Origin of the sequence: Sphingomonas montana, from assembly GCF_001956315.1 — a bacterium.
GTDB classification, from domain to species: domain Bacteria; phylum Pseudomonadota; class Alphaproteobacteria; order Sphingomonadales; family Sphingomonadaceae; genus Sphingomonas_R; species Sphingomonas_R montana.
Window position 1 is genome coordinate 36,360 of sequence record NZ_MOLY01000037.1, and the last position, 25,789, is coordinate 62,148.

Annotated in this window: 22 protein-coding genes and 1 tRNA gene; 8 read left to right on the forward strand and 15 right to left on the reverse strand. The window is 68.8% G+C overall.

Annotated features, from left to right (window positions below):
- Window positions 1-25: 25 nt before the first annotated feature.
- Together BKY59_RS10615 and BKY59_RS10620 are read right to left on the reverse strand one after the other, a co-directional pair.
- Window positions 26-976 (reverse strand): ferritin-like domain-containing protein, encoded by a 951-nt coding sequence (locus BKY59_RS10615; protein ID WP_076071330.1) that lies wholly within the window; start codon window positions 974-976, stop codon window positions 26-28.
- A 254-nt stretch (window positions 977-1,230) separates the two neighbouring features.
- Window positions 1,231-1,650, reverse strand: coding sequence for a glycine zipper 2TM domain-containing protein (locus BKY59_RS10620; RefSeq protein ID WP_076071532.1), 420 nt, complete (start codon window positions 1,648-1,650; stop codon window positions 1,231-1,233).
- Between the two features lie 138 nt (window positions 1,651-1,788).
- Between BKY59_RS10620 and BKY59_RS10625 the strand changes: the two genes are divergently transcribed.
- Window positions 1,789-2,676: an alpha/beta fold hydrolase gene (locus tag BKY59_RS10625; protein WP_076071332.1), complete on the forward strand. Its 888-nt coding sequence runs from the start codon at window positions 1,789-1,791 to the stop codon at window positions 2,674-2,676.
- A 46-nt stretch (window positions 2,677-2,722) separates the two neighbouring features.
- Here BKY59_RS10625 and BKY59_RS10630 read toward each other — a convergent pair whose 3' ends face one another.
- Both BKY59_RS10630 and BKY59_RS10635 read right to left on the reverse strand, forming a co-directional pair.
- On the reverse strand, window positions 2,723-2,998 hold the full coding sequence (locus BKY59_RS10630) for an HU family DNA-binding protein (RefSeq protein WP_076071333.1): 276 nt from the start codon (window positions 2,996-2,998) through the stop codon (window positions 2,723-2,725).
- Between the two features lie 121 nt (window positions 2,999-3,119).
- Window positions 3,120-3,602, reverse strand: coding sequence for a hypothetical protein (locus BKY59_RS10635; protein WP_076071335.1), 483 nt, complete (start codon window positions 3,600-3,602; stop codon window positions 3,120-3,122).
- Window positions 3,603-3,710: 108 nt separating this feature from the next.
- On the opposite strand from BKY59_RS10635, the gene BKY59_RS10640 reads away from it, so the two are divergent.
- From BKY59_RS10640 to BKY59_RS10650, 3 genes are all read left to right on the forward strand, one after another.
- Window positions 3,711-5,159, forward strand: coding sequence for an FAD-binding oxidoreductase (locus BKY59_RS10640; protein ID WP_076071337.1), 1,449 nt, complete (start codon window positions 3,711-3,713; stop codon window positions 5,157-5,159).
- Window positions 5,160-5,222: 63 nt separating this feature from the next.
- Entirely contained in the window at window positions 5,223-6,002 is a 780-nt protein-coding gene (locus BKY59_RS10645) for a SapC family protein (RefSeq protein ID WP_076071338.1), read from the forward strand.
- A gap of 3 nt (window positions 6,003-6,005) precedes the next feature.
- A complete protein-coding gene (locus tag BKY59_RS10650; protein ID WP_076071340.1) occupies window positions 6,006-6,566 on the forward strand; it encodes a cytochrome b in 561 nt (186 codons plus the stop codon).
- A gap of 333 nt (window positions 6,567-6,899) precedes the next feature.
- Here the strand turns inward: BKY59_RS10650 and BKY59_RS10655 are convergent, their stop codons facing one another.
- The gene (locus BKY59_RS10655) at window positions 6,900-7,751 is read right to left on the reverse strand and encodes an N-formylglutamate amidohydrolase (protein WP_076071342.1); all 852 of its coding nucleotides are present in this window, start codon (window positions 7,749-7,751) and stop codon (window positions 6,900-6,902) included.
- Between the two features lie 159 nt (window positions 7,752-7,910).
- Between BKY59_RS10655 and cpdR the strand changes: the two genes are divergently transcribed.
- Window positions 7,911-8,285: a cell cycle two-component system response regulator CpdR gene (gene cpdR / locus BKY59_RS10660; RefSeq protein WP_076071344.1), complete on the forward strand. Its 375-nt coding sequence runs from the start codon at window positions 7,911-7,913 to the stop codon at window positions 8,283-8,285.
- 61 nt (window positions 8,286-8,346) lie between these two features.
- A tRNA-Val gene (locus BKY59_RS10665) sits at window positions 8,347-8,421 on the forward strand.
- A 43-nt stretch (window positions 8,422-8,464) separates the two neighbouring features.
- Here the strand turns inward: BKY59_RS10665 and BKY59_RS10670 are convergent.
- The 6 genes from BKY59_RS10670 to BKY59_RS10695 all read right to left on the reverse strand — a co-directional run bounded on the left by BKY59_RS10670 (window position 8,465) and on the right by BKY59_RS10695 (window position 17,325).
- Window positions 8,465-8,980 carry a hypothetical protein gene (locus BKY59_RS10670; RefSeq protein ID WP_076071345.1) on the reverse strand — a complete coding sequence of 172 codons (516 nt, stop codon included), beginning with the start codon at window positions 8,978-8,980 and terminating at the stop codon, window positions 8,465-8,467.
- A gap of 2 nt (window positions 8,981-8,982) precedes the next feature.
- Window positions 8,983-14,007: a DUF11 domain-containing protein gene (locus tag BKY59_RS10675; RefSeq protein WP_083672062.1), complete on the reverse strand. Its 5,025-nt coding sequence runs from the start codon at window positions 14,005-14,007 to the stop codon at window positions 8,983-8,985.
- Window positions 14,008-14,077: 70 nt separating this feature from the next.
- Window positions 14,078-15,199, reverse strand: a complete 1,122-nt coding sequence (locus BKY59_RS10680) for a DUF11 domain-containing protein (RefSeq protein WP_076071349.1) — start codon at window positions 15,197-15,199, stop codon at window positions 14,078-14,080.
- A 50-nt stretch (window positions 15,200-15,249) separates the two neighbouring features.
- Window positions 15,250-15,726 carry a hypothetical protein gene (locus BKY59_RS10685; RefSeq protein WP_076071350.1) on the reverse strand — a complete coding sequence of 159 codons (477 nt, stop codon included), beginning with the start codon at window positions 15,724-15,726 and terminating at the stop codon, window positions 15,250-15,252.
- An 11-nt stretch (window positions 15,727-15,737) separates the two neighbouring features.
- Window positions 15,738-16,676, reverse strand: coding sequence for a hypothetical protein (locus BKY59_RS10690; protein WP_129586354.1), 939 nt, complete (start codon window positions 16,674-16,676; stop codon window positions 15,738-15,740).
- A gap of 205 nt (window positions 16,677-16,881) precedes the next feature.
- Window positions 16,882-17,325, reverse strand: a complete 444-nt coding sequence (locus BKY59_RS10695; protein WP_076071353.1) for a hypothetical protein — start codon at window positions 17,323-17,325, stop codon at window positions 16,882-16,884.
- A 426-nt stretch (window positions 17,326-17,751) separates the two neighbouring features.
- Between BKY59_RS10695 and BKY59_RS10700 the strand changes: the two genes are divergently transcribed.
- Window positions 17,752-19,251, forward strand: a complete 1,500-nt coding sequence (locus BKY59_RS10700; protein ID WP_076071355.1) for a phospholipase D-like domain-containing protein — start codon at window positions 17,752-17,754, stop codon at window positions 19,249-19,251.
- A gap of 123 nt (window positions 19,252-19,374) precedes the next feature.
- Here the strand turns inward: BKY59_RS10700 and eda are convergent, their stop codons facing one another.
- Genes eda through zwf form a run of 4 tightly spaced genes read right to left on the reverse strand, consistent with a single transcriptional unit; the run spans window position 19,375 to window position 24,230 of the window.
- Window positions 19,375-19,989 carry a bifunctional 4-hydroxy-2-oxoglutarate aldolase/2-dehydro-3-deoxy-phosphogluconate aldolase gene (gene eda, locus BKY59_RS10705; protein WP_076071357.1) on the reverse strand — a complete coding sequence of 205 codons (615 nt, stop codon included), beginning with the start codon at window positions 19,987-19,989 and terminating at the stop codon, window positions 19,375-19,377.
- Complete coding sequence (gene glk, locus BKY59_RS10710) at window positions 19,986-20,954, reverse strand: glucokinase (protein WP_076071358.1); 969 nt, start codon at window positions 20,952-20,954, stop codon at window positions 19,986-19,988. The genes eda and glk overlap by 4 nt, the downstream gene beginning before the upstream one ends.
- On the reverse strand, window positions 20,954-22,777 hold the full coding sequence (gene edd, locus BKY59_RS10715; RefSeq protein ID WP_076071360.1) for a phosphogluconate dehydratase: 1,824 nt from the start codon (window positions 22,775-22,777) through the stop codon (window positions 20,954-20,956). The genes glk and edd overlap by 1 nt, the downstream gene beginning before the upstream one ends.
- Window positions 22,770-24,230, reverse strand: a complete 1,461-nt coding sequence (gene zwf / locus BKY59_RS10720) for a glucose-6-phosphate dehydrogenase (protein WP_076071362.1) — start codon at window positions 24,228-24,230, stop codon at window positions 22,770-22,772. Before zwf ends, edd begins: the two co-directional genes overlap by 8 nt.
- 188 nt (window positions 24,231-24,418) lie before the next feature.
- On the opposite strand from zwf, the gene BKY59_RS10725 reads away from it, so the two are divergent.
- Window positions 24,419-25,720 carry a sugar MFS transporter gene (locus tag BKY59_RS10725; protein ID WP_076071364.1) on the forward strand — a complete coding sequence of 434 codons (1,302 nt, stop codon included), beginning with the start codon at window positions 24,419-24,421 and terminating at the stop codon, window positions 25,718-25,720.
- Window positions 25,721-25,789: the final 69 nt, after the last annotated feature.

The following is a 25,789-nucleotide window of genomic DNA, read 5'->3' on the forward strand; positions in this document are numbered from 1 at the left end:
AGATATGTTGCAACAGGTCTGCGGATCAGCTCGCAGCGCTCGTTCGGATGGTGCCGTTGACACCTGCGGGGAAGAAACCGCCGCTGCCGACCGCTGCTCTGTTCAGGTAGACGATGTTGAGGACCTGACCGGCGCTCCGGCTGTACGCCAGCCCGTTCGTGTCGAGCGGCACGATGTTGGACGCTCCGTTGATCGGGGCCACGCCTTGATCGAGGTCGCTCGACCCGTCCAGGCTGTCGCGCGCGTTGGAAATCGCCTCGGTCGCGTTGATGAGCGACGGGGTCTGAATGCCCTTGGCATACAGGGTCGTGCGCACGATCGCGGCATGATAGGCCTCGACCGCCAGAATGCCTGCGGCGGCATCGAGGAACACGGCGCTGGTCAGCAGCGGCGATGCTCCCTTATATGCCGTCACGCCGACATCTTCGAAGATATAGGCGCCGAGCAGGAAATTCTCGTCCGACGCATAGGGATCGAACGACTGGCCCGCGCCGATCAGGCCGGCGGCGCGTGCCGCGGACGAGAATGCGCCGTTCGGCGTCGCGCCGATATCGATCGCCGGCTGTGAAACAGCCGCGGTGCCGAGCGCGGTACGCAGGAAATTCACATGCGCGATTTCATCAGCGGTGATTTCGCGGGCATATTGCGCGACGAGCGGATCGGTGAACTGCACCTGCCGACCGCCGGTCACGGCACCCGGCGTACCCGTACCGGTCAACGACGATGCCGGCAGTCCCGCCCCGGTCGCGGCGAAGGAGTAGAATTGCGCTTCCAGATATTCCAGGTTCAGCGCGAAGTTCAGGATGTCCGCATCGGTGATCGCGGTCTGGGCCTGCGCCTCGACGGCCATCGCGCCTGCGGTGAGGCCGCCGACGATCTTGCCGGCACCTGCCATGGCCTTGAAGAAATCCCGACGCTCGTTGCGCCGTGACACCCTGGCATCCAGGGCGTCCATCATCAGACTCTCTTCAGTCATCGCAAACCTCCTCCTTTAATTCTCCCTCAAATACGCACGCCTGGACGGGCCGGTTGCAGCGGCCGCACCATTATTACTGAACAGAAATACCGTAAAAGCCGAACCGACCGCGCACCCGGCTGACGGCGCAATGATCCGGTTGCCGCAACTATCGGCAATCGCACGAAAAAAGGGGCCGGCACCGTGCCGACCCCTTTCCCTGCGTCCGGATGATTATATTCGGCCGATCCTGGCGTCGAACGCCGGCCCGGCGATCAGCAACGACGGCCGTCGGACTTGTCCACCGCACGACCGGCGAGTGCGCCGACGCCTGCACCCAGGATCGTGCCCAGCGTCCGGTCGCCACGACCGGCAACCTGGTTGCCCAGCAGTCCGCCCGCGATCCCGCCGATCGCCAGCCCGCCATTGCCCTTGTCGTAGCACCGCTGGTTCCCGCGATAGCCGTTGTTGCCATAACGATCGTTGCGATAGCCGTTGTTGCGGTAGCCGCGACCGTTCCGGCCGTAACGCCCGTCGCGGCGGTCGCGCCAGCCGACCTGCTGGAACCCGGACTGCCCGTCGTCATACCGGCTGTAGGCGGCCGGTGCCCAGTTCTGCGCCATGGCGGGCATCGGTGCGACAACGGCCACGGCGGTCAGCGACAAGGTGGCGGCGGTGAGAAACTTGGCGAACATGTCGATCTCCCTGTGTTCGATCTGCGAATGTCGTTCTGCACCGATTCGCATGTGGCATCGCTGAACGCGTTCGTTAGCGTTCGTTCAGCAAGCATCTTTCCACTTGGCGCGCCGCACCCCGCTTGGCATCACCCGCCGATGACAGCCGACCCCGCCCGCCCGCTTGCCCGGTTCGCCGGGGCACGCCCCCCTGCCCCCGCCTGGTACGACGCGGCACTGGCGGATCTTCCGGAAACCGGCCGGGTCACGGTGGATGGCGCGGGCATCGAATGGCGCGCCTGGGGACCGCGCGGCGCACCGGGCCTGCTGCTTGTCCATGGTGGCTGGGCGCATGCCGGCTGGTGGGCGCACGTCGCACCGCTGCTGGCGCGCGACCGCCGGGTCGCCGCGCTCTCGCTGTCCGGCATGGGCGGGTCGGACTGGCGCGCGGCCTATGCGATCGACGGCTTCGCCGGCGAACTGCGCGCGGTCGTGTGTGCGGCCGGGCTGGACCTCGCCGGTCCACCCATGCTGGTCGGGCACAGCTTCGGCTGCGCGCCCGTCGTGGCGGCGCTGGCCGATCCGGCCGGCTGGGCCGGCGGCGGCATATTGATCGACGGTTCGATCACGATGAAACCGGGCGATCGGCCACCTGTCCTGCGACGCAGCCGCCCGTTCGGCGATATCGCCGCCGCGCTGGCGCGGTTCCGGCTGATGCCGGACCAACCCTGCGAAAACCTGTTCATCGTCGATGGGATCGCGCGCGGATCGTTGACGCGCCGCGACGATGGCCTCGCCTGGTCGTTCGACCCGCTACTCTATGAGCGGTGCAGGTTGATCGACAGCCGCGCGACGGCTCTGGCAGTACGGACGCCGCTGGCCTTCGTCCGGGCCGAACATTCCACGATCGTATCGCGGGAAGCGTTTGAAAGTCTGAAAGCGGACCTGCCGGCGATGCGCACGGTCACCATCCCGCAATCGGGGCATCATGTGATGATCGATCAGCCGCTGGCCCTCGTCGCGGCGATCGACGCCCTGCTGGCGTGACCGGAGCCGCCGCCGCGCGGTGCGTCGGCGGCGGCCCCGCGTTCGATCAGGCGTTCAGCGCGTCGCGCACGGCCTTCGACGGCTGGAAGCTCAGCTTCCGCGACGCCGCGATTTCCATCGTTTCGCCGGTGCGGGGGTTGCGGCCTTCGCGGGCGGGACGGTCCTGGACCTTGAACTTGCCGAAACCGGGCAGCGAAACCTCGGTGCCGTCGGCCGCCGCGTCGGTGATCGCCTTGAAGACGCTTTCGACCACGGCCTTGGCCTGCGCCTTGGTCATGTCATGTTCGGTGGCAATGGCGTCCGCCAGGGCTGCGCTGTTCATGGGTGTCTTGCTCTCTTGTGGTGAATGAAGCGCGCGTCCTGCCAACCTTTGCCCGCGCTGTCACCCCTTGCACTAGGGGAAACTACTATGAAACCGCGGCTTTATCGACGGGTGGGGGCGCTCAGCGGCCCAGGCGGCGGCGGATCCGCGCCACCAGCCCGCCGCCCTTGGTCTTGGCGCCGCGCAACTCCAGCGCGCGGAACCGTTCGATCCGGCATTCGCCGCCGGACCGCACCTGCACGCTGTCGCGGTCGGCGCAGATCCGGCCGTCCGGCCCCGGACGAATGTAGAATCCGCGATAATAGTCCAGGTTCGGGCAATCATCCTCGAAATGCGCGCGCACCCGATCTCCACCGCGCAGCAGCAGGTCGACGCTGTCCTCCGCCACCACCGCGGCCACCGCCACCCGCTCCATCGCCACGCATTTGGGGCCGTGCCGCTCGCGCCACGGGCTCTTGCCCACCGGCACGGCACCTGCCGGCCGTGTGGGCACACGGATCGTTGTACTCTGGCGGATCATCGTGCGCGTCACGATCATCGGCGGGGCCGCATCGCGCGCCGGCGCGACCGCGGCGGCAATCAACAACGTCGCAGTCAAGATCATCACGTTTCTGTATCCGTCATGGCGTCAGCTTGTCCGACATATCGCTGAACGCCTCATGAACCTGGCGACCCTATCGGTTCTGTAATGCAATTGTACTATGGGACTGTGATGATCGTGCCACCCCCCGCCCTGCTGGCCGACCTTGCCGCGCTGCTCGGCCCGGCCGGTTATTCTGAGGATCCCGCGGTTGTCACGCCGTGGCTCACCGACTGGCGCGGCCGCTATCACGGCCGCACCGCCGCACTACTGTCGCCCGCGAATACGGAACAGGTCGCGGCCGTCGTCCGGCTGGTCGTCGCGCACCGCGTGCCGCTGGTCGCGCAGGGCGGCAACAGCGGCACCGTCGGCGGCGCGACCCCCCCGGCGGACGGATCGGCGCTGCTGCTGTCGCTGCGCCGGATGGCGCGGCCGCCGCGGATCGACCCGTCCGACGTCACGGCCACCGTCGACGCCGGCGTCATCCTGGCCGACCTGCACGACGCCGCCGCCGCGCAAGGCCTGCGCTTCCCGCTGTCGCTGGCCGCGCGCGGCTCCGCCACGATCGGCGGGCTGGTGTCCACCAACGCCGGCGGTATCCAGGTGCTGCGCTTCGGCACGATGCGCGGCCTGGTGCTGGGGCTGGAGGCGGTGCTGCCCGACGGGTCGGTCTTCCGCGGCCTGTCCAGCCTGCGCAAGGACAATCGCGGCTACGACCTGCGCCAGCTGCTGACCGGGGCCGAAGGGACGCTCGGCATCGTCACCGCCGCCACGCTGCGGCTCGTCCCCGCAATCGGCACGCGCGCCGTCGCGTGGGCCGCGGTGCCGGATCCGCATGCCGCACTCCGCCTGCTGCGCCGGCTCGATGCGGCGCTGGGCACTGCGGTCGAAAGTTTCGAGATCATGCCGGCCTCCGGCCTGGCGCTCGTTCTGCGCCACATCCCCGACACCCGCGCGCCCGTCGCAACGAAGGCGCCGTGGCACGTCCTGATCGAGGCGACCGCCCCCACCGGTGCCGCCGATCCCGCCGACGCGCTTGGCGCGGCACTCCAGTCCGCGCTTGCCGACGGGCTCATCGTCGACGCGGCGATCGCGCAGAACGAGACGCAGGCGGACGCTCTGTGGAAACTGCGCGAGACGTTGCCGGAGGCGGAACGGATCGACGGCCTCGCCGTAAAGCATGACATCGCCGTGCCGGTCTCCGCCATGCCGGGCTTCATCCTGGCCGCCACGGACGCGATCGAGGCGGCACATGCCGGCGCGCGCGTACTGGCGTTCGGGCATCTGGGCGACGGGAACGTCCATTTCAACGTGCGGGCGCCGGCCGGCACGGACGCCGCGGCCTGGTCCGCCGCCAACGGCGCGGTCGTGTCGCGCGACGTGCATGACCGCGTCATGGCCTGCGGTGGCACCATTTCGGCCGAACATGGCATCGGCCAGGCCAAGCTCGCCGAATTCGCCCGCACGGCCGATCCGGTCCGGCTGGCGACGATGCGCGCGATCAAGACCGCGCTCGATCCGCTGAACCTGTTCAATCCGGGGAAGCTCGTGCCGCTTGCGCCGCCGAGCACGGCCCCATAAACGGGGCGGCACCGCGGGTGCCCGGCACGGGCGTCGCCAACGACCGCACGTGGAGTATGATGCATGGCCAGCGCCGCACCGGCAAACGATCTGCCGCTGTTCTACAATCAGCTGGAACCGCTTTCCAGCCAGACGCACGCCGACTGGAAGGCGCGCAACATGGATGCCCCCACCTTCATGGTCGGCACGCACGCCGTCCCGCTGACGGTCGAGGAATTCGCACCGGCATCGCGCTTCTACCCGATCGTTTTCTCGCTGGGTGACCAGCCCGTGCCGCTGGCGCTGATGGCGCTGAACGAAGGCGTCAACACGTTCGTCGGGCCGGACGGGCGCTTCACGGGCGACGCCTATATTCCCGCCTACATCCGGCGCTACCCCTTCATGCTCGCCCGGCTGAACCCGAATGCGGAGGAACTGTCGCTCTGCTTCGATCCCACGTCGGGCACGCTCGGCGATTTCGAGGAGGGCGACGCGTTGTTCGCCGATGGCAAGCCGACCGAGGTCGTCGGCAACATCCTCGGCTTCTGCGAACAGTTCGAGCAGGCGGGCCAGCGCACGTCGCAGTTCATGAAGGAACTGGCCGACCACAAGCTGCTGATGGACGGCGAAGTCACGATCCAGCCCGAAGGCGCGGACCAGCCCTTCGTCTATCGCGGGTTCCAGATGGTGAACGAGGACGCGCTGAAGGAAATGCGCGGCGATACGGCGCGCAAGCTCATCAAGTCGGGCGTCCTGCCGCTGGTCTATGCGCACCTCTTCTCACTCGCGCTGATCCGCGAGATCTTCGCCCGCCAGATGGATCAGGGCAAGATCCCCGCCCAGCCGCTGCGCAGCGAGGCCTGACCGATGCGCCGGCCGATCGACAGTGCGCATGTCGATGGCGGCCGGCGCTATTCGCGCGTGGCGATCGCCTTCCACTGGACGATCGCCCTGCTGGTAATCGTCAACTTGGGCATCGGGCTGCTGCACGAGCAGCTCGAGGGGATCCAGCTGATCCCGGTCCACAAGTCGATCGGCATCACGGTGCTGTTCCTCAGCATCGCGCGGTTGGCCTGGCGGCTGACCCACCCCGCCCCCGCCTTGCCCGCCGACGTACCGGGATGGCAGCGTGCGGTTTCGGGGATCACCCACATGGCGCTTTACGCGCTGATGATCCTGATGCCGCTGACCGGCTGGTGGTTCGCGTCGGCGGCGGTCAAGAAATATCCGCTCGACTGGTTCGGGCTGTTTCCGATTCCCTATCTTCCGGTCACCCGCGGAGGCGACCTGACCCACAGCGCACACGAGGTGCTCGGCTGGACCATGCTCGCGCTCGTCGCCCTGCACGTCGCGGCCGCGCTCAAGCATCATTTCATCGATCGCGACACCGTCCTGCTCCGCATCATGCCCGCCGGTTCAGGCCGCTGACCGGTCGCTGACCGCCGGATACCACCGGCGCATTCCCACCGCTCATGACCGGCGGCAACGCCGTCGGATTGTTGCGGTGGCGACGGCGGATCGATCGAATATATCGATCCGGTCCAGTCGCTTATCACTCGGGCGGGACCTGCCCGCGATGTGCCGACGAAGGGCATCGCGCTGCACAAATTTGTGCTTGAAACCCGTTCTCATATCCCTATCTTGGAATTGTCAGGCCGTGTTCCCCCCCTTTCGCGGCCGGGCATGAGCACATCCCTCCCCCGGGGTGTGTTTCCTCCCTGAACCTTGGCCACTCCATGCGCATGCATGGGGTGGTTTTTTTCATTCCGCGGCGGCGGCCTGGTTGTGCGTCACCACGCTTGCCAGCGCATGCCGCAGCATCGCGACGAACCGCTGCGTCCGGGCGAAGCCCGGGCCAGGACTGCGCAACGCCGCGTCCAGGTACAGGCTGCGGCACAGTTCGATCTGCACCGCATGGACCCCGCATGTCGGGGCGCCGTGGCACGCGACACCATATCCGCCGGCATAGGGCCGGTTGCGCGAAACGCGGTATCCCGCCGCCCGCGCCGCATCGATCGCCCCGCTCGTCACCGCGGCGCCCGCACTCGTCCCGTTCAGGTCGCCCACCACGACGCCCACGCCGCGGTCCATACCGGACAGGGGCGGCATCGAATGCAGGTCCAGCAGGACCGCAACACCGTGCGCCGCCCGCGCCGCCGCCAGCGCGTCGCCGATCGCCCGGTGATACGGGGCATGGGCCGCCGCGATCCGCGCCGCCAGGTCCGCCGCCGTGATCCGCCCGTGCCAGATTTCCCCCACCCCCGCGATCCGGCGCGGGACCAGCCCCAGCCCGGCGCGGATGCGTGGCCCGTCGTGCGACGCCGTAGCGGGCCAGGGCGGATCGATCATCGTCCCGTCCACCTCGTCCGGGCTGCGGTTCAGGTCGATCCAGGCGCGCGCAATGTCCGCCACGATCACCGTCGCCCCGTCGTCCACCGCCGCGGCCGTCATCTGGTCCACATGCCGGTCCTCAAGCCCGACCAGCCGGTCGACCGCCACGCGCGCCGCCGCCGCCAGCGCGGGCGGATAGACGCGCCCGGCATGCGCCACCGCGATGACGACCGGCGTCTGCGGCACGCCGGGACCGATCCTGCGGAAAGGCGGTGAGTCCATGGCCCAGCCATAACGTCCGTCACCCGCCGGTCCAGCGGCTTGGCGCGTCGGTCCGTCGTCGCACCGGCCGAAACGCTTTTCCGCGATCGAACCGCTTGGAGAATCTTAAGGCCTGACAGCATAAGGAGGGCCGATGACCAGACCCCGGAATCCCCTGCCATGACGCGTATCCTGTTGGCCGAAGATGATGACTCGATGCGCGAATATCTCGTCCGTGCGCTCGAGCGGTCGGGTTATGCCGTCGTGGCGGTCGATCGCGGCACCGCGGCGCTCCCGTTGTTGGAAAACGAGGTTTTCGACCTGCTGCTGACCGATATCGTCATGCCGGAGATGGACGGCATCGAACTGGCGCAGCGCGCCGCCGTCATCAACCCGCGCATGCGCGTCATGTTCATCACCGGCTTCGCCGCCGTCGCGCTGAAGGGGTTGCAGACGCCGCCCAACGCGCGCGTTCTGTCCAAGCCGTTCCACCTGCGCGATCTGGTGATGGAAGTGGACCGGATGTTCGAAATGGGGTCCGCCACCGGTTTGTGACATTTTCCGCAACAGTCCGCTTGCACCCCCCGCGGACCCCGGCTAGAGGCCTTCGCACGGCGGGCGTGTAGCTCAGTGGTAGAGCACTGTGTTGACATCGCAGGGGTCGCAAGTTCAATCCTTGCCACGCCCACCATCAAAAGCCCCGGGGTTCTGCGGAACTCCGGGGTTTTTTTGTGTCAGGGTATCAGCGCCCGGTATCGCAGGCGGAAGGATCGCCCGGCCTGGTGCGTGCCACCCAGCGTGACCCGAATGCCGCGCAGTGCCGGGTCGTACCCGTTGGCGTCCGGCTGCGGCACATAACCCCACGCACCGTTGGAAAAGTCCAGCCCGTCGGTCTGGCTGGCCAGGCTGACGAAACTGAACGTCGCCCCGCTCGGCAGGATGCCCAGGCCGAGCAGACCGCCATCCTCGAACTGGACCGGACTGCCGTTCGCGCCGAGCGGGGTCAGGCGGACGCGGATCGTATCGGGTATCGTCTCGCTGATCTTCTCGTCCTGCGCGGGCCGCAGGAACACGTCCAGCTGGTTCGCCACCACGATCTCGTAATCCACGATCGTGCCCGGCACGATCCGCGGCGCCGGCCCGTTCAGCGTGTCGGATATCACCCGCACGCTGCGCGTGATGGCCAGCGGTGCGGCCACCAGATGCGCGCCCGCCACCGCACACGCCACCGCGACCAGTCTTGCCATCATGTTCATCGCCCCGCCCCCGCCAGCCGGCCCGCCAGTGCGCTCAGCCCCGTCTGGTCGAACTTCATCCGCATCGTCACATAGGGTCCTTGCCGCGTATAGCGGTCCGCCTCGAAATCGCGGTCGCGATAACCCTGCACATTATATCCGGCGCTGACCCACATGTCCGATACCGGCGACACCCCGACGGTCGGGCCGCCGGAAAACGCCAGCGCACTGCGCGTCCAGGCGTGCTGCGCGCTGCCCTGAATGCCGATATCGAACCGCGGCCCCAGATCCTTGCGCAGTTCGAACCCGACGACCTGGATCAGCCCGTCATAGGCGTCGCGCGCGAACCGCCCGCGGACATATTTCGCGCCGTGATACAGCGTCCCTTCGAACCCGTGACCGCGGCCCTCCGCCCCCGTCCGGTAATTCACCGCCAGGTTGTTGATGACCCGCGTCGTCACCTGGTCCCCCCCGCCATAGGCGGGCACGCCCAGATCGTTGTCGTCGCTGAACGCGCCGTCGGCCCGCTCTGTTCGCAGCTCCAGCCGTTCCAGCAGCGACCACCGGCTGTCCAGCGGGCGCAGCGCCAGAGCCACGTCCACGGCGGCATAGGATGCGATCGCGCCGGACCGGTCGCGCACGCGATAGGCCTTGATCCCCGATGCCAGCGTCCGGCCCTGCCCCAGCAGGCGCAGCACGCTGCTCGTCAGGCCCAGTCGCTGATTCTCGTCGGCATCGCGATATTCCACCCGCCCGGTCCAGGACCAGCGGTTCGCGCGGAATGCCGCGCCCAGCGTCACGGCGGTATAGTCGCCGCCGCCCTGCCCGGGGGATGCCACGCCGCCGACCACCGATCCGCCGCCGGGCACGCCCGCGGACGCGACCGGCTGGAACGCGTTGATGACCGCCCCGTCGGGCACGCGCCCGCGAATGGTGCTGCTGGCATCCAGCGTCGCATCGACCGTCCAGTGCTTGCCCAGCGGCAGCGACTGGTTCAGCCCATATTGCGCATAGGTCCGCGCGCCATTCTCGCCGATCGCCTGCTGGTTTGCGGTCGCCATCAGCTTGGCGCCCTTCCACGGCGTCACGTCGAACCCGGCCTGCGTCGTGTGCGCGGCATAGTCCGCGCCGTCGGCGATCTCATATCCGCCGATCAGGCGGATGCCGGGGCGGATGCGGTATGCGGCCAGGATCTGATGCCGGATCGGAAAATCCACGCTGTCCTTGCTGCCGCCGGGCGCCATCTGCGTCTGGCCGGTCAGGACCAGCTTGTCGCCGAACAGCGCCTGGCTGCCGCCCAGCGTCAGCAGCCGGCTGTCGCGGTTCCTGCCGTCCGTGCCGCGGTCCATCGCGATCTGCCCGCCGACGAAGACCGTGCCGGTGGCGCGCCGATATTCCAGCCGCGCCTCGCCCGCCGTCCGGCTGCCCGCCCCGGTCAGCTGCGTCTGGTTCCAGCCGATGCCGGTCAGGCTCAGCCGGTCGGACAGGCCCAGCCGCCCGTCAAACCCGAACTTGCGGGTCCCGGCCTCGACCAGATTCTGCTGCCCCACGCCGAACGCGTCGTCCTGCTGCCGGACATAGCCCAGCGCATCGACCCGCGGCGAATGATGTTCCGCCTCCGCCAGGAACGCCCGGCCACGGTCCAGCCCGCCGCGCCCGCCCTGCGCATATTCGCCGCGCACTTCGGTGCCGGTGCCCAGCCGCGCCTTCGCATCCACCCCGGCGACGGTCGCGACGCCGATCGCCTCGTCGCGGATCATGCTCGCGCCCAGCTCGACCTTTCCATCGGCCAGCCGGGTCGACACCCGCCCGGCCGCGGCCAGCTTGGCACCGCGCGCGCCCTCGATCTCATAATCCACCATGATGAAAATGGGGTTCAGGCTCGCATCGCGCCCCAATATCGGCCGGCGGAACCGGATCGTGCCCAGCGTGGTGTCGATGTCGTAATCGATATGCCGGGTCAGCGCCTCGCTCGCCAGAATCCGTTCCGAACGAAACCGGTCGCGCGTTTCGATGCGCAGCTTGTCGCTGTTCGGCACGATCCGCCGGCCGGACAGCCGGTACGGCCCCGACAGTCCGTTCCCGCGAATCTCGTCGCGCGTGTACAGCGTGTCGGTCTTCGCCGCGAACCCGGTGGCGCGGATCCGCTGCCCCTCATACGCCGCCTTCACGCCGTTCAGCGTCCGGCTGTACCGGGTCAGTTGCGTGTCGGTGAACCCGCTCTCGAAATCGCCGAACAGGGCGTAGAATTCGCGTCGTTCCAGCCGCAGGTACAGCTTGCGCCGGGTCGCTGCGTCATAACCCTGCTGCGCCCCGTCGCCATAGACGGTGTAGTAGCGGTCCGGGTCGATCGTGCCGAGCAGCCCGCGGTCGGGATCATATGTGCGGTCGCTGTCATAGGCGATCGTCATCAGCCAAGATCCCTTCACCCGCCCCTTGGCGTAGAACGCCAGTTGCCCGTCCGTCACCACGGCGTTGCGGTCCCCGCGCGGTAGCGCGGCGGCGCGCCGCTTCAGCATGTCGTATCCGGCGCTGCCCGATCCGAACCCTACCACCACCCACTCGCGCGCCGACGCGGCCAGCCAGGCGCGCACGTCGCTGGTCCTGACCGTGCGATCCTCGGTCAGCGTCACGGTGACGCGCGCGGCCCCGGCCTGCGTCGTCGGTTGCAACGCGATGAACGCCAGCCCGGCATCGCCCACGACATGCGCCACCGTTTCGGTCGGCTGGCCGCTCGCCTGGCCGCTCGTCTGCCGGCGCCCCTGTTCCAGCGCCACGTCCACCGCGGCGACGTAAGGCGGATCGACCCGGAACGGCACCGCCGTACCGGCGCGCACCGCGCGGCCCGTCGCATCGGTCACCCGCACCGCGATCAGCGGACGGGTCATGCCGTCCGCCACCAGCCGGCTGACCGCGGGATCATACACCGCCTTGGCGGGCGCACCGGCATAATGCACGGTCCGTTCCAGTGTCTTCGCGACGCTGCCGTCCTTTTCCAGCACACGCGCCACCAGCCTCGTGTCGCCTGCCGCCAGCGACAGACCGGTCCAGCGCGATATGGCCAGCCCGCGCGCCTCGTCGCGGTCGGTGCCGTCGAAACTCAGCGGATCGACCTGCGCGCCGTTCAGGGTCAGCGCCACGCGCTGCGTCGGGCCGTGCTTGATGACGACGCGCAAGGCAGGCGCGCGCGGATTATGGTCGATCGCCGGAAACAGCCAGTCGATGCCCGCCGCCTGGCCCGTCATCCAGTCGCGGACGCCCGCCGCGGTCGCATCGTCGGCGATCGGCACGGGCAGCGCGTCCACCGCCGCCGCCGCCTTGCCGGTCGGGCGCAGCTGGAAATCGACACGCTTCAGCAGGCCGCCCGTCCCCTCTACGAAGCGCGAGATCGCACTTCCCGCCTGGCGCGTATCGACGTCGCACGCCACCGGCTCGTGCGTCGCGGGCAGGCCGGCCCGGTCGATCTGCACGACATGGCGGCCGGCCCGTACCCCTTCGAAATGATACAGCCCGTCCCGGTCGGTCAGCACGAACGTGCCGTCCTCCATCAGCAGGCGGATGCCGGCCACGCCGCGCCGGCCGCTGGCCGGGTCGTTGCATGCCCCCTCCGTCACGCGGCCGATGATCGTCATCGCATCGGTGAACAGCAGCGCCTGCACACGGACCGATGCCGCCGCCTCGTTGCTGCCCACGCCGCCGTCGCCGGTCGCGCGCGCGCGGTTCAGTGCCTCGCCCACCGGCGCACCGGGCGCGATCGTGACGACATAGCGCAGGTCCGCGGACGTGGCCGGGGCCAGCGTGGGGATGGCGAAGGTCAGGTTCCGTCCGTCGGCGGACAGCGAAGGTTCCGGCGCGCCGCGCGTCGATCCGACCTCGTACCGCAGCCCGGGCGGCAGCGTGTCAGTCACCCGCACGCCGGCCGCCGGTGCATCGCCGCGATTGGTCAGCTGCAACCGATACTGCACGAAATCGCCCGGCGACGCCTGCCGCACCGACGCCAGCTTGGTCAGCAGCAACGTGCCGCCCGCATCGCGGTCCACCGGTATGTCGGCAAAGACCGGCGCGCTGCCCGCCAGGACCAGCGTCTCGCCAAAACTCGCCGGGTTCAGCACATAAGGCGCGCCGGCCGGATCACGCACCTGCGCCAGCAGCGCGCGATCGACCGTCGACGGCGCACGATAGGCACCCGGCGGCGTGATCCGTAGTCGGTATGTCCCGGCCGGCGATCGCGGAAAACGGTATCGCCCCGGCACGCCGGGATAGACGCGCCCGCTGGCATCGGTCACCGCGGCCCCGCTCACCACGGTCGCCGGATAGGCGCTGACCCCGTCGTCGCCGAACACCGTGGCTGCCGCACCCTGCGCATCGACCAGCGCCACGGTCGCGCCGTCCACCGGCACGCCGCTGCGCGAATCGAACACATAGCCGGCCGGATCGATCGTCAGGTCGATCGCGGAACCGCCGCTGGCGGACGTTTCGACGAACCGGAACGTCGCCGGATCGCCGCGCCCCGGCACGGGCGCGCACGGCACACGCGCCGGATCGCCGCCCGCGGCGGGCACGCCGCCGGCGAAGACGCCGCTGTCGGCCGCGGTCTCGGTCAGCCGCATCGTGCGGTTCTGCGTGCCGGTCTGCACCGCGATGGTCGCGGTCTCCCGCGTTGCCGGGTCGCGGTTCTCCGCCGGCGCATCCAGCACGACGATGTAGGGGGACAGCATGTCGATCGTCTGCAACCGCGCGGCCGCGGCCAGCGTCGCGGCATCGATCGGCGCGGCCATCAGCGTCGCGCCGCCCGCGTCGCAGATCGCGGCCGCCAGCGGCCGATCGACCGCGGGCAGGCGAAAACTCAGGGTCGTCGGCACCCGGGTCCGCAGGACATCCAGGGTGACGATATTGGACGTCAGCGTCCGCGTCTCGGTTCCGCGAACATAGCTCAGCGTCGCCATATTGCTCACGCGCACGCCGGGCTGCGCATGACCGGGCACACCGATCGCGAACAGCAGGGCCATGCAGAGGCGCAGGAGGCGGGGTATGATGGGCATGCAGGGCCGCTCGCCGGCGCGGGGGTGCCCCGCGCCGGATTGCTCGTTCCTTTCGGTCCGCCGTGTGGGTCTAGTTGATCGTCACGCGGAAGCTGGCGGACAGCGGAATGCCGAGGATCACCGCTGGAATGCCGGCCCGCACAGTCCGTGTCGCGGCATCATAGGATCCGGTGTACGGCCCGATCGTGTTCGACCCGTCGTCATTCTGCGGGAACCCGTTCCCCACGCACACGTCGCCCGTGCCCAGCCCGCCGACCAGGATCGATCCGGGAACGAAGGTGGTGTTCGCCGGAACGATATCGGTCAGCGCGACCGAATTGGCCGGCACCAGCGGCGTGGTGTTGGTCACGGTCAGGCAATATTCCACGATCGCGCCCGGCAATGCGCGGGCCGGCGTCAGCAGGTTCACGCCGTCCGAAACGAACCGTGCCGACTTCGCGATGGTCAGCGCCACGGCGCGCGTGCCGATCTCGTACGCGGCATAGGCACGACCCTGGCCGTTGCGCGGCAGATCGCCCAGCGCCAGGCCGTCCGAGTCGTCGTCTGCGAACACGATATCCTCGACTCCTTCGCGGTTCAGCAACGCCAGATCGGTAGAGTTCAGCGCCGCGCCCGGCGTCCCCGTGGCGCCGCCGGCCGCGACCGTGGCGTGCAGCGCGACGAACGCCTGTTCCGGGTTCGCCGGCGATCCGACGTCGCCGACGATGAACACGGTCACCGACGTATCGGGGGCCAGTTCGTCGATGAACACACCGGTATCGACGCCGATGTCATAGGTCTGGTTGTTGTTGCTGTCGACGAACACCCTGATGTTGTCGACGTTGAAATTGTCGGTGCCGATCAACACACCGGTCGGCAGGTTCAGCTGTTCGGGTTCCAGGATGAAATCCTGCGTGCCGTTGGTGATGTTGGTCAGCGTGAATGTGGTGACCACATTCGCCTGCCCGATCGAAACCTTCGTCGTGGTCGCCTGCGCGCTGACGGTGGTGAACGCGACCTTGCGATCGACCACGAAGGACGCGACCGTGGACGATGCGGTCGCCGGGATGTTGTTGACGGTATAGGTCGCCTGTGCCTGGTTCGTGATGACCGTGCCGGCGATCGTCGGCGCGGCGATCGCGCTGCCCGCACTCCCCATCGCCGCCAATCCCGCCCCCGCCCTCAGCAGTCGCCTTACCCCTCTTTCGGTCATCGTCCTGTTCCTTGCCTTCGGTTGTGAAACTGGGTGTCGGGCGCGGCGCATCAGCGCAGCACGCCCTGGAATGCCAACTGGCCGGACGCGCCGGCCGCGACCGGGGCCGGCAGGCGCCAGCGGACCGCGACGACGTCGTCTGCGGTCGCGGGCCGCATGCCGCCGCCTGTCGTGCCCACGCGCAGGGCGGGCATCGGCGCGAACGTGCGTCCGTCCACCGACACGTCGGGGGCCGGCGTGCCCGCGCCCACGCCGCGATAGGCGACGGCCCTGGGCACCGGATTGGCCAGCACGACGTCCGCGATCGGCTGGCGCGTCGTGTTGCGGTACGCGACGACGAAGGTGACGCGGTCGCCCGGCACGACCTTTTCGGCGGCGACCATGTCGATGCGGGTGGTGCCGTCGCGGGCGGCGACGCGCTTTTCCACCAGCATGCGGCTGCTGATCTCCAGCGGCGCCGCGGCCATGGCCGCCGTTGTGGCGACGAGCGCGGAAAGCGCGGAAAGCGTGATGACGGGACGGTACATGCTGGGGCTCCTCACTGGATGATGACCTGGAAACTGATCGTGCGGATCGTGCCGCCGCCGCCTGCCCCGCCGTCCGGCAGCGCCACCGTGACGCGCGCGCCGTCGCAGCCGCCGGGATCCGCGTCGTCCGCGTCGCTGACGGCTGCGTCGTCCAGCCGCAGGCTGCCGGGCACGTACCGCGTGCCGGACGGGATCGGATCGGCGATCCGCACCGCCCGTGCACCGACCCCGGCGCGCGCACGCAGGGTGTAGGTTATGGTCGCGCCGGGCACGCCGCGCGGCGATCCGTCTGGCGCGCGCACGGCCTGGCTCTTCTCGATCATGGCGTCCATGTCGCCGGTGCCGACCGGGCTGGTCAGCGTCGCGGCCGCACCCGTCGGCCCGGTCACCGCATCCCCGCCGCCGTCGCCCGTCCCGGCAAACACCGTGCCCGGCGTGCCGGACCCCGTTGCCGCGCGCACCGCGATCGTGACCGTCCCGTCCGGCAGGGTCCCGTCCGCCGCGGGGGTCAGGATCAGCACGAACCCCGCACTGTCCCCCGCCGCGATCGGGGCCGTAATGCCACCGTCCAGCGTGCCGCCCGCATCGGGTCGGCCGTCGCCGGCGCCCGCATCGTCCGCGTCGCGCGCGATGCCGCGTACCACCAGACCCGCCGGTACTGCCGGTGCGGTCAGCACGAACGCCTCGATCCCGTTCCCGCGGTTGGTGACGCGGAACGCCACGAACGCCGGGTCACCCCCCGCCGGCCCGGCGCGCAACGCCAGCGTCACGTCCAGCCGTTCGTCGACCCGCGTCGCCACTGCATTGCTGCGCGCCACCGCCGGACGACCGTCGCTGGTATAGCTGGCGTCGGCGACGTTGCGGATGATGCTGCCCGCCACGGCACTCGCCTGCGCCCGGACACCGGACGGCAGCATGGCCAGCAGCACCGCCGCCATCCGGAGTTGCAAACCCCGATTATGCCGGTCTCGGATGCCCGAACCGCCTGATGCCTCGTTCTGTTGCAGAGAGATACGCCCGGCGTCTTTGTGACGCCCAGGGAATTTGTCGGATCTATCTTAACCCGGACCTAAACAACCATAGTGAGATCCAACCCGTTACGGCAGCTATAGTTGGACCTTTGTCGTAAGTTGCCCTTAGCACAGAACCCCGGCGCTACGGCAGTTCCGTCAGATATCGCTCGATCGACGCGGCTGCGCCCTCGCTCAACGCCACCTCGATCCGGCGGCGGTCCGCTACGTCCTCCGTCCGCACGACCAGCCCCAGCCGCGATAGTTGCTCGATCCAGCGTTGCGATGTCGTGATCGGCGCGTCGGCGGCCAGCACCAGCGTCTTCACATACATCGTCCGCCGTTCCACCCGCGCGACGTACAGCGTCAGCAGCATGTCCCAGGCCGGTTCATGGAACAGTTCGGCGGGGAAATACGCCCTGCGGCAGCGGCGATGCTCGCGGATCAGCCGACACCGGGCCAGCAGGTCCGCCGGCATCGTGCCGCAGTCGGGCGTCTCCTGCGCCGCGGCGATCCGGTCCGCCGCGTCGTTCAGGTCTACCGCCAGCCCCTGCAATTGGCGCGATAGGTCGCGGACCCGCTGTTCCATCCCATCCCTCACCACGTCGTGTCGCCACCCGAACGTGTCGCCGCACGGGGGGCATCGCGACGCGCCCGATCCGGCCACCCGACCAACCTGGTTCCATCCGCAACTCTCGAACCAGTTTGACCCGAACGATACTCTTTCAGAGCCGACGTCGTTCCCTCGACCTATACCAAGGTGTGATGCTCCAGCCCCATTGCATCGTTTGGCGCCAGGATCGTCCCGAACCGGTTTTATATCAAGGCCCTGCCAGTTCGACTTTCGTCGTTACCGCAGGCGCGTAATCTTACATCGGTCCGGTCGGATCCGGGCGCCGGAAACCCGGCCATCCGCATGCGGGCCGTCGTCCGCCCTTCTCGCCATCCGTCTCATTTATGCGCGCCGTACCGGCCCGGACTTGCCGTCCGCGCGCCAGTCGTCAAAAGACGTGCCATGACCGACACCGAAACCTCCGCTGCGGACTTCTTCCGGCCCGGCCAGAACAGCTGGTGCGTCGATCAGGCGGACCGGTTCGCCGTCGTGATCGACGCCGCCAACTATTTCCGCATGGCGCGCGAAGCCATGATGAAGGCGGAGAAGCGGATCATGCTGGTCGGGTGGGATTTCGATGCGCGCATCCTGCTGCGCGGCGCCCCGCTGGAACCGGGGGAGCCCGAAACGGTCGGCGATTTCATCCTCTGGCTGGTCGATCGAAAGCCGGAACTGGAGGTCTACCTGCTCCGCTGGGACATGGGCGCGATCAAGAGCCTGTTCCGCGGCCGCACCATCTTCACGCTTGTCCGCTGGATGCGCCATCCACGGATTCATACCAAGCTGGACGGCAAGCATCCGACCGGCGCATCGCACCACCAGAAAATCGTCGTGATCGACGACATGTTCGCCTTTTGCGGCGGCATCGACATGACGTCGGACCGCTGGGACGACCGCGACCATGCCGATGGCAACCCGTTGCGCGTGCGGCCCAACGGAACGCCGCATCCCCCCTGGCATGACGCCACCAGCGCGCTGTCAGGCCCGATCACGCAGCGTTTCGGCGATCTGGTCCGCCACCGCTGGGGCCTGGCCGGGGGCCGGAAGATCGCCGCGGTCCAGGGCGGCGTGGATTGCTGGCCCGACACGCTGGAACCCGATTTCCGCGACGTGACCGTCGCCATCGCCCGCACCCATCCGGAAATGGACGACGTCGTTCCCGTCCACGAAATAGAACAACTCTACATCGACATGATCGCCGCCGCCCGGCGGCATATCTATGCCGAAAGCCAGTATTTCGCCTCGCGCCGCATCGCGGAGGCGATCGCGAAGCGGTTGCAGGAACCGGACGGTCCCGAAATCGTGCTGGTCAATCCGCTGACCGCCAATGGCTGGCTCGAACCGATCGCGATGGATACCGCCCGTGCGCGGCTGTTCGAGGCGCTGCGCAAGCTCGATCCGCACAAGCGGTTCCGCATCTACCACCCCTTCACCGCAGGGGGCGAGGCGATCTACGTCCATGCCAAGGTGATGATCGTCGACGAACATATGATCCGGGTCGGATCGTCCAACATGAACAACCGCTCGCTGCGGCTCGACACCGAGTGCGACGTGGCGGTCGACCTGCGCGCCGATGGCGAAGACCCGCGATCCGCCCGGATCGGCGCGATCCGCAATTCGCTGATCGCCGAACATCTGGGGGCGGATCAGGATGTCGTGGCCGACCATATCCAGGCGTCCGGATCGCTGATCGTCACGATCGAGGCGCTGCGCGGTCCCGGTCGCTCGCTCCACCCGTACGAGACGCCCGATCTCGGCACGGTCGAGAAATGGCTGGCCGACAACGAGATCCTCGATCCCGAAGGCCCGGGCGAAATGTTCGAAGGGCTCACCCACCGCGGCCTCTTCCGCCGCGCCCACGCCTGGCGCGTCGCACGGCGGGACCGGCACGCACGGCGTTAGGTTTCGGGGGGGCTCGGCAGACCCCCAACATGGATCCGCCCGACAGTATCCCGGCGCAGGCCGGGGCTCAGACGCAACCGCTTCGCCCAGCCCCGGCCTGCGCCGCGGTACTGCCCGCAAACCTTAGCGCGCCACGCCAGCCGCCGCCTCGGCTGCCGCACGGATCGCGTCGCCATCCGGCGCGCCGGCCGGCACCAGCCATGATCCGCCGACGCACAGAACCTGGGGGATCGCCAGCCAGTCCGCCGCCGTCGCCTGCGTCACGCCGCCGGTCGGGCAGATCGCGATCTTGCCGAACGGCCCGAGCAGGCTCTTCAGCGCCGGGATGCCGCCGCTCGTCACCGCGGGAAAGAATTTGAAATGACGCAGCCCGAGGTCCAGCCCGCGCATGATGTCGCCCGCATTGGCCACGCCGGGCAGCAGCGCGATGTCCGCAGCCTCCGCCGCCTTCGCCAGTTTCTTGGTCAGGCCGGGCGAGACGATGAACGTCGCGCCGGCATCCTGCGCCCGCGCCAGATCGTCCGGGTTCAGCACGGTGCCCGCGCCCACGATCGCGCCTTCGACCTTCGCCATCTCGCGGATCACGTCCAGCGCGCTGTCCGTCCGCAACGTGACCTCCAGCACCGGCAGGCCGCCGGCGACCAGCGCCTCGGCGATCGTCCGCGCATGCGCGACGTCCTCGACCACCAGCACCGGGATCACGGGTGCTGCCCGCATCACTTTTTCTACGGCCTTCATGCGGGGTGTGCTCCTGCGAATGCAGCCGCGGCGCCGAACAGGCCCGGCTGCGGATGGGTGATGAACTTGACCGGCATCGCCGACATGATCCGTTCGAACCGACCTTTTGCGACGAACCGTTCGGCAAAGCCAGATGTCGGCAGATGATCCGCGATCCGCAGGCCCAGCCCGCCGGCGATCACCACCGCCTGCGCGCCGTGCGCCAGCGCCAGATCGCCCGATACCGCGCCCAGGCTCAGGCAGAACCGGTCGAGCGCCGCCGCCGCGCGGCTGTCGCTGCCGTCCAGCGCCGCGGCCCACAATGTCTTGTCGTCGCGATACGGTTTCGCGGTCCCGGACGGGTCGGGCAATGCCTCGTAGATGTTGACCAGTCCCGGCCCGGATACGATCCGTTCGATCGACACCCGGCGATACTGCTTGCGCAACCCCGCCAGCATCCGGTCCTCCAGCGCGTCGAGCGGTGCGAAATCGACATGCCCGCCCTCGCACGGCAGGACGTGATAGCCGGTCGCCGTCCGCAACAGATGCGCGACCCCCAGCCCCGTACCCGGCCCGACGATCGTGATCATCCCCGTCTCGGGCAACCCCACGTCCGGCCCGCACAGATGGCGCAGATCGCCCTCGCCCACTTGCGCCACGGCATGCGCCACTGCTTCGAAATCGTTGACCAGCACATAATCGTCGACGCCCAGCCGCGACTTGATGAGCGCCGGGCGGATCACCCAGGGATTGTTGGTCAGCTTCAGCACGTCGCCGCCGATCGGCGTCGCGATCGCGATGCCCGCCGCCCGTGGGATCGGGCGACCCATCTCCTCGCCCGCGGCGGCCCAGGCAAGCCTGAGACTCCCATGTTCCGCGGTCTTCAGCGTCACCGGCTCGCCCATCGACAGAACCCGACCGCCGCCGACCTCCGCAATGGCGAAGCGCGCATGGGTTCCACCGATATCGACGGCAACGATTTCCATCACAATCCTCCTGCCGCCAGCATCGCGGATGCGCCGCGTTCCGCCTCGTCGGCGCCGGCCCGCATGAACGCGAACAGTTCGCGCCCCGTCCCGAACGGCTCGGGCGGCGGCACCGCGTCCGACCGCGCGGCGAACACATCGGCATCGACCAGCACGTCCAGCGTGCCACCGTCCCCCGAAACGCGGATCATGTCGCCGTCCTGCACGCGCGCCAGCGGGCCGCCGGCCAGCGCCTCGGGCGACACATGGATCGCCGCCGGCACCTTGCCCGACGCGCCCGACATCCGCCCGTCCGTCACCAGCGCCACACGGAAGCCGCGATCCTGCAGGATGCCCAGCGGCGTCGTCAGCTTGTGGAGTTCCGGCATCCCGTTGGCGCGCGGCCCCTGGAATCGCATGACCAGCACCAGGTCGCCGGTTAGCGTGCCGGCCTTGAACGCCTCCAGCACAGCATCCTGATCGGTGAACACCCGCGCCGGCGCTTCGATCGTCCAGCGGCTCGGGTCGACCGCGCTCGTCTTCATCGTCGCACGGCCCAGATTGCCCCGCACCAGCCGCATGCCGCCATCGGGCAGGAACGGATCGGACACCGGCCGCAACATCGTCCGGTCGAGCGGCTCGGCCGGCCCGTCGATCCAGGTCAGCCCGTCGTCCACCAGCAACGGATCGCGCGCATAGGCCTCCAGCCCGCCCTCCGCGATCGTCAGGATGTCGGCATGCAGCAGCCCATGGTCGATCAGCGTGCGGATGACATAGGCCATGCCGCCCGCCGCCTGGAAATGGTTCACGTCGCCCGACCCGTTGGGATAAACCCGCGCGATCAGCGGCACGACCGCCGACAGCCGGTCGATATCCTCCCAGTCGATCACGATTCCCGCCGCGCGCGCGATCGCCGGGATGTGGATCGCATGGTTGGTCGATCCGCCAGTGGCTAGGAGACCCACAACCGCGTTCACGATCGCCTTCTCGTCGATGCAATGCCCCAGCGGCCGGTAGTCGTCCCCGTCCCAGCCGATCGCCGCCACCCGCTGCGTCGCGGCGCGCGTCAGCTCGGTGCGCAGCTTTGTACCCGGATTGACGAACGCGGCACCCGGCACGTGCAGGCCCATCACCTCCATCATCATCTGGTTGGAATTGGCCGTGCCGTAGAAGGTGCAGGTGCCCGCACCATGATAGCTCGCCGACTCCGCCTCCAGCAGTTCGGCACGCCCCACCTTGCCCTCGGCATATAGCTGCCGGACGCGCTGCTTCTCCTTGTTGGCGAGGCCCGACGGCATGGGTCCTGCCGGCACCAGCACGGTCGGCAGATGCCCGAACCGCAGCGCACCCATTAGCAGCCCCGGCACGATCTTGTCGCAGATGCCCAGCAGTGCCGCGCCCTCGAACATGCCGTGGCTCAGCCCGATCGCGGTCGACATCGCGATCGTGTCGCGGCTGAACAGCGACAGCTCCATCCCGGCCTGGCCCTGCGTCACGCCGTCGCACATCGCCGGCACGGCGCCCGCCACCTGCGCCGTGGCACCCACTTCGCGCGCGAACAGCTTCATCTGTTCGGGGTAGCGATGGTAGGGCTGATGCGCCGACAGCATGTCGTTATAGGCGGTCACGATCCCGATGTTCATCGCCCCGCCCGCGCGGATTACGGCCTTGTCCTCGCCGCTGGCGGCAAAGCCGTGCGCCAGGTTGCCGCATCCCATCCGGCTGCGATCCACGCCGTTGTCCCGCGCACGCGCGATCTGGTCGAGATAGGCGGTCCGGCGGTCCCGCGATCGTTCCACGATCCGCGCCGTGACGGCCGCGACGACAGGTGCGATATCAGTCATTCCATGTCACTCCGTCGCGTTCGGTCAGCGCGATCGCCGCCGACGGGCCCCAGGTTCCGGCGGCATAGGGCTTGGGTTCCATCCCGTTCGCCGCCCAGCCCGCCCGGATCCCGTCGATCCATTCCCACTGCGCCTCCACCTCGTCGCGGCGGACGAACAGCGTCGGGTCGCCCTCGATCAGGTCCAGCATCAGCCGCTCATACGCGATCCGCCGGCGCGTATCGGCAAAGGCGTTGGCCATGCCGATGTCCAGCGGCACCTCGCGCAGGCGGATGCCGTCGCGGTCCAGCCCCGGCTGCTTGGTCATCATCGTCAAGCGGATATTCTCGGCCGGCTGCAACCGGATCAGCAGGCGGTTCGGCTGCGTCACTGCGCCTTTGGTGGCGAAGATCGAATGCGGCACCGGCTTGAACTGGATCACGATTTCGGAATGGCGCGACGGCATCCGCTTGCCCGTCCGCAGGTAGAAGGGCACGCCCGCCCAGCGCCAGTTGTCGACATGCGCCTTGATCGCCACGAACGTCTCCGTGCTCGACGCACGCCCCAGCTCGCTCGCATAACCCGCCACCGGCTGCCCGGCCACCGCGCCTTCGCCATATTGGCCGATCACGCTGTTGCGCGCCGCGTCGCCCGCCCCGATCCGGCGCAGCGACCGCAGCACCTTCACCTTTTCGTCGCGGATCGCGGTCGCGTCGAACTGCGCGGGCGGCTCCATCGCCACCAGCGCCAGCAGCTGGAGCATGTGGTTCTGCAACATATCGCGCAGACTCCCGGACCCGTCGAAATATCCGGTCCGCCCCTCCAGCCCGACCGTCTCGGCCACCGTGATCTGCACATGGTCGATGCCCGTCGCGTTCCACAATGGTTCGAACAACGTGTTCGCGAAACGCAGCGCAAGCAGGTTCTGGACGGTTTCCTTGCCCAGATAATGGTCGATCCGGAACGTGCGTTCCTCCGGAAACACCGCCGCGACCGCATCGTTGATGATCCGGCTCGACGCCAGATCCGCGCCCAGCGGCTTTTCGAGCGCCAGCCGGACGTTCGGCCCCGACAGGCCGGCGCGGTTCAGCCCGGCGATCGTCGCGCCGAACAGGCTGGGCGCGGTCGACAGGAAGATCGACAGTCCGGTCCGCGCTGCATCGCCCACCGCATCGGCCAGCGTCACGAACTGTTCCGGGTCCGACGCATCGACCGCGACATAGCGCAACCGGTCCAGGAAACGCGTCACCACGTCGGGCACCAGCCGGTCCGCGTCGATATGGTCGGCCAGCGCCTGTTGCGCGACCGCGCGGAACCCGGCGTCGTCCAGCACGCTGCGCGCCGTCCCGACGATCACCAGTCCGGGCGGCAGCAGCCCGTCCGCATCCAGCCCGAACAACGACGGCAACAGCATGCGCTGCGCCAGGTCGCCGGTCGCGCCGAACAGCAACAGTGCGTCTGCGGGGTGCTGCATCGTCCTCGTCCTCTCTTGGCCGGCCATGACCGCCGGACCCGGCATCGTCCCGGTGTCCGCCCTCCTACCCCGACGTTGACAACCTTGTCATCCATCATTCAAGTCGCGCCCAGCAAACGCACGACGCGACATGACACGGCGCCGCCCGTCCCGGCCGGCCGGACGCCGCACAGCAGGAGAGATGCACGATGGCCCTGGCCCCCACGAGAATGGCAACCCCGGACGATGACGATACCGGTCCGGCCGCCCCGGCCGAACTGCGCTGGTTCGTCTTCGCGCTGTTCTTCATATTCGGCGGCATCACCAGCCTGAACGACGTGCTGATCCCGAAGCTGAAGGACCTGTTCGAACTGTCCTATGCGGAGGCGATGCTGGTCCAGTCCGCCTTCTTCGCGGCCTATTTCTTCGTGTCGTTCCCGGCGGCCGCCATCGTCCGCCGCGCCGGTTACCTGCGCACCGCCGCGATCGGGCTGCTCGTCATGACCGCCGGCTGCCTGCTGTTCGTGCCGGCGGCGAAGGCGGGTGTGTTCGTCACCTTCCTGCTTGCGCTGTTCGTGCTGGGTGCCGGCATCACCATCGTGCAGGTCGTCGCCAATCCGCTCATCTCCCGGCTCGGCCGGCCCGCCACCGCATCCAGCCGTCTGACGTTCGCGCAAGGGTTCAATTCGCTCGGCACCACGCTCTTCCCGCATTTCGGGGCGATCCTCATCCTGGGTTCGCTGGCCGCGATCGATCCCGCGACGCTGTCGGCGGCGGGCCGTGCGGCCTATCGCGCCGCCGAAAGTGCGGTGATCGTGAACGCCTATCTCGGTATCGCCGCGGCGCTGGTCGTCATCGCGCTGGTCGTCTGGCTCCGCCGCAACGCGCTGGTCGAACAGCGGGCCGAGGGCGGTGGCCTGCGCGCCGCGATCGGCCTGCTGCGCCGTCCGCGTTTCGCCTTCGGCACGCTCGGCATCTTTCTCTACGTCGGCGCGGAGGTTTCGATCGGCAGCCTGATCGTCAACTATCTGATGCGCGCCGACACGCTGGGCCTGGCCCAGGATGCCGCCGGCAGCCACGTCGCATATTATTGGGGCGGCGCAATGGTCGGGCGGTTCATCGGGGCGGCCCTGCTGCGCTATGCGGCCCCGGCGAAGGTCCTGGCCAGTGCGGCGCTCTGCGTCCTCCTGCTGCTCGGCCTGTCCGCAGGCACGACGGGCGCACTGTCCGCATGGTCGCTGCTCGCCATCGGGCTGTTCAATTCGATCATGTTCCCGACGATCTTCAGCCTGGCCAGCGAGCGCCTCGGCCTGCGCACGCCGGAAGGGTCGGGGCTGATCTGCATGGCGATCGTCGGCGGGGCGATCGTGCCGCCGCTGACCGGGCTGCTGGCGGATCAGGTCGGGCTGCGCGGCGCGCTCGCCGTGCCGGCGCTGTGCTATGCGATCATTCTGGCGTTCGGGCTGTATGCGCGCCGGCCCGCGCCGCCGATCGATGATCTCGTCGCCTGATCGCGGACCCGACCGCCCGTTTGACCGTTACAACCCATGCCGGTGCCGCGCAGAGACGGCACGACAGAT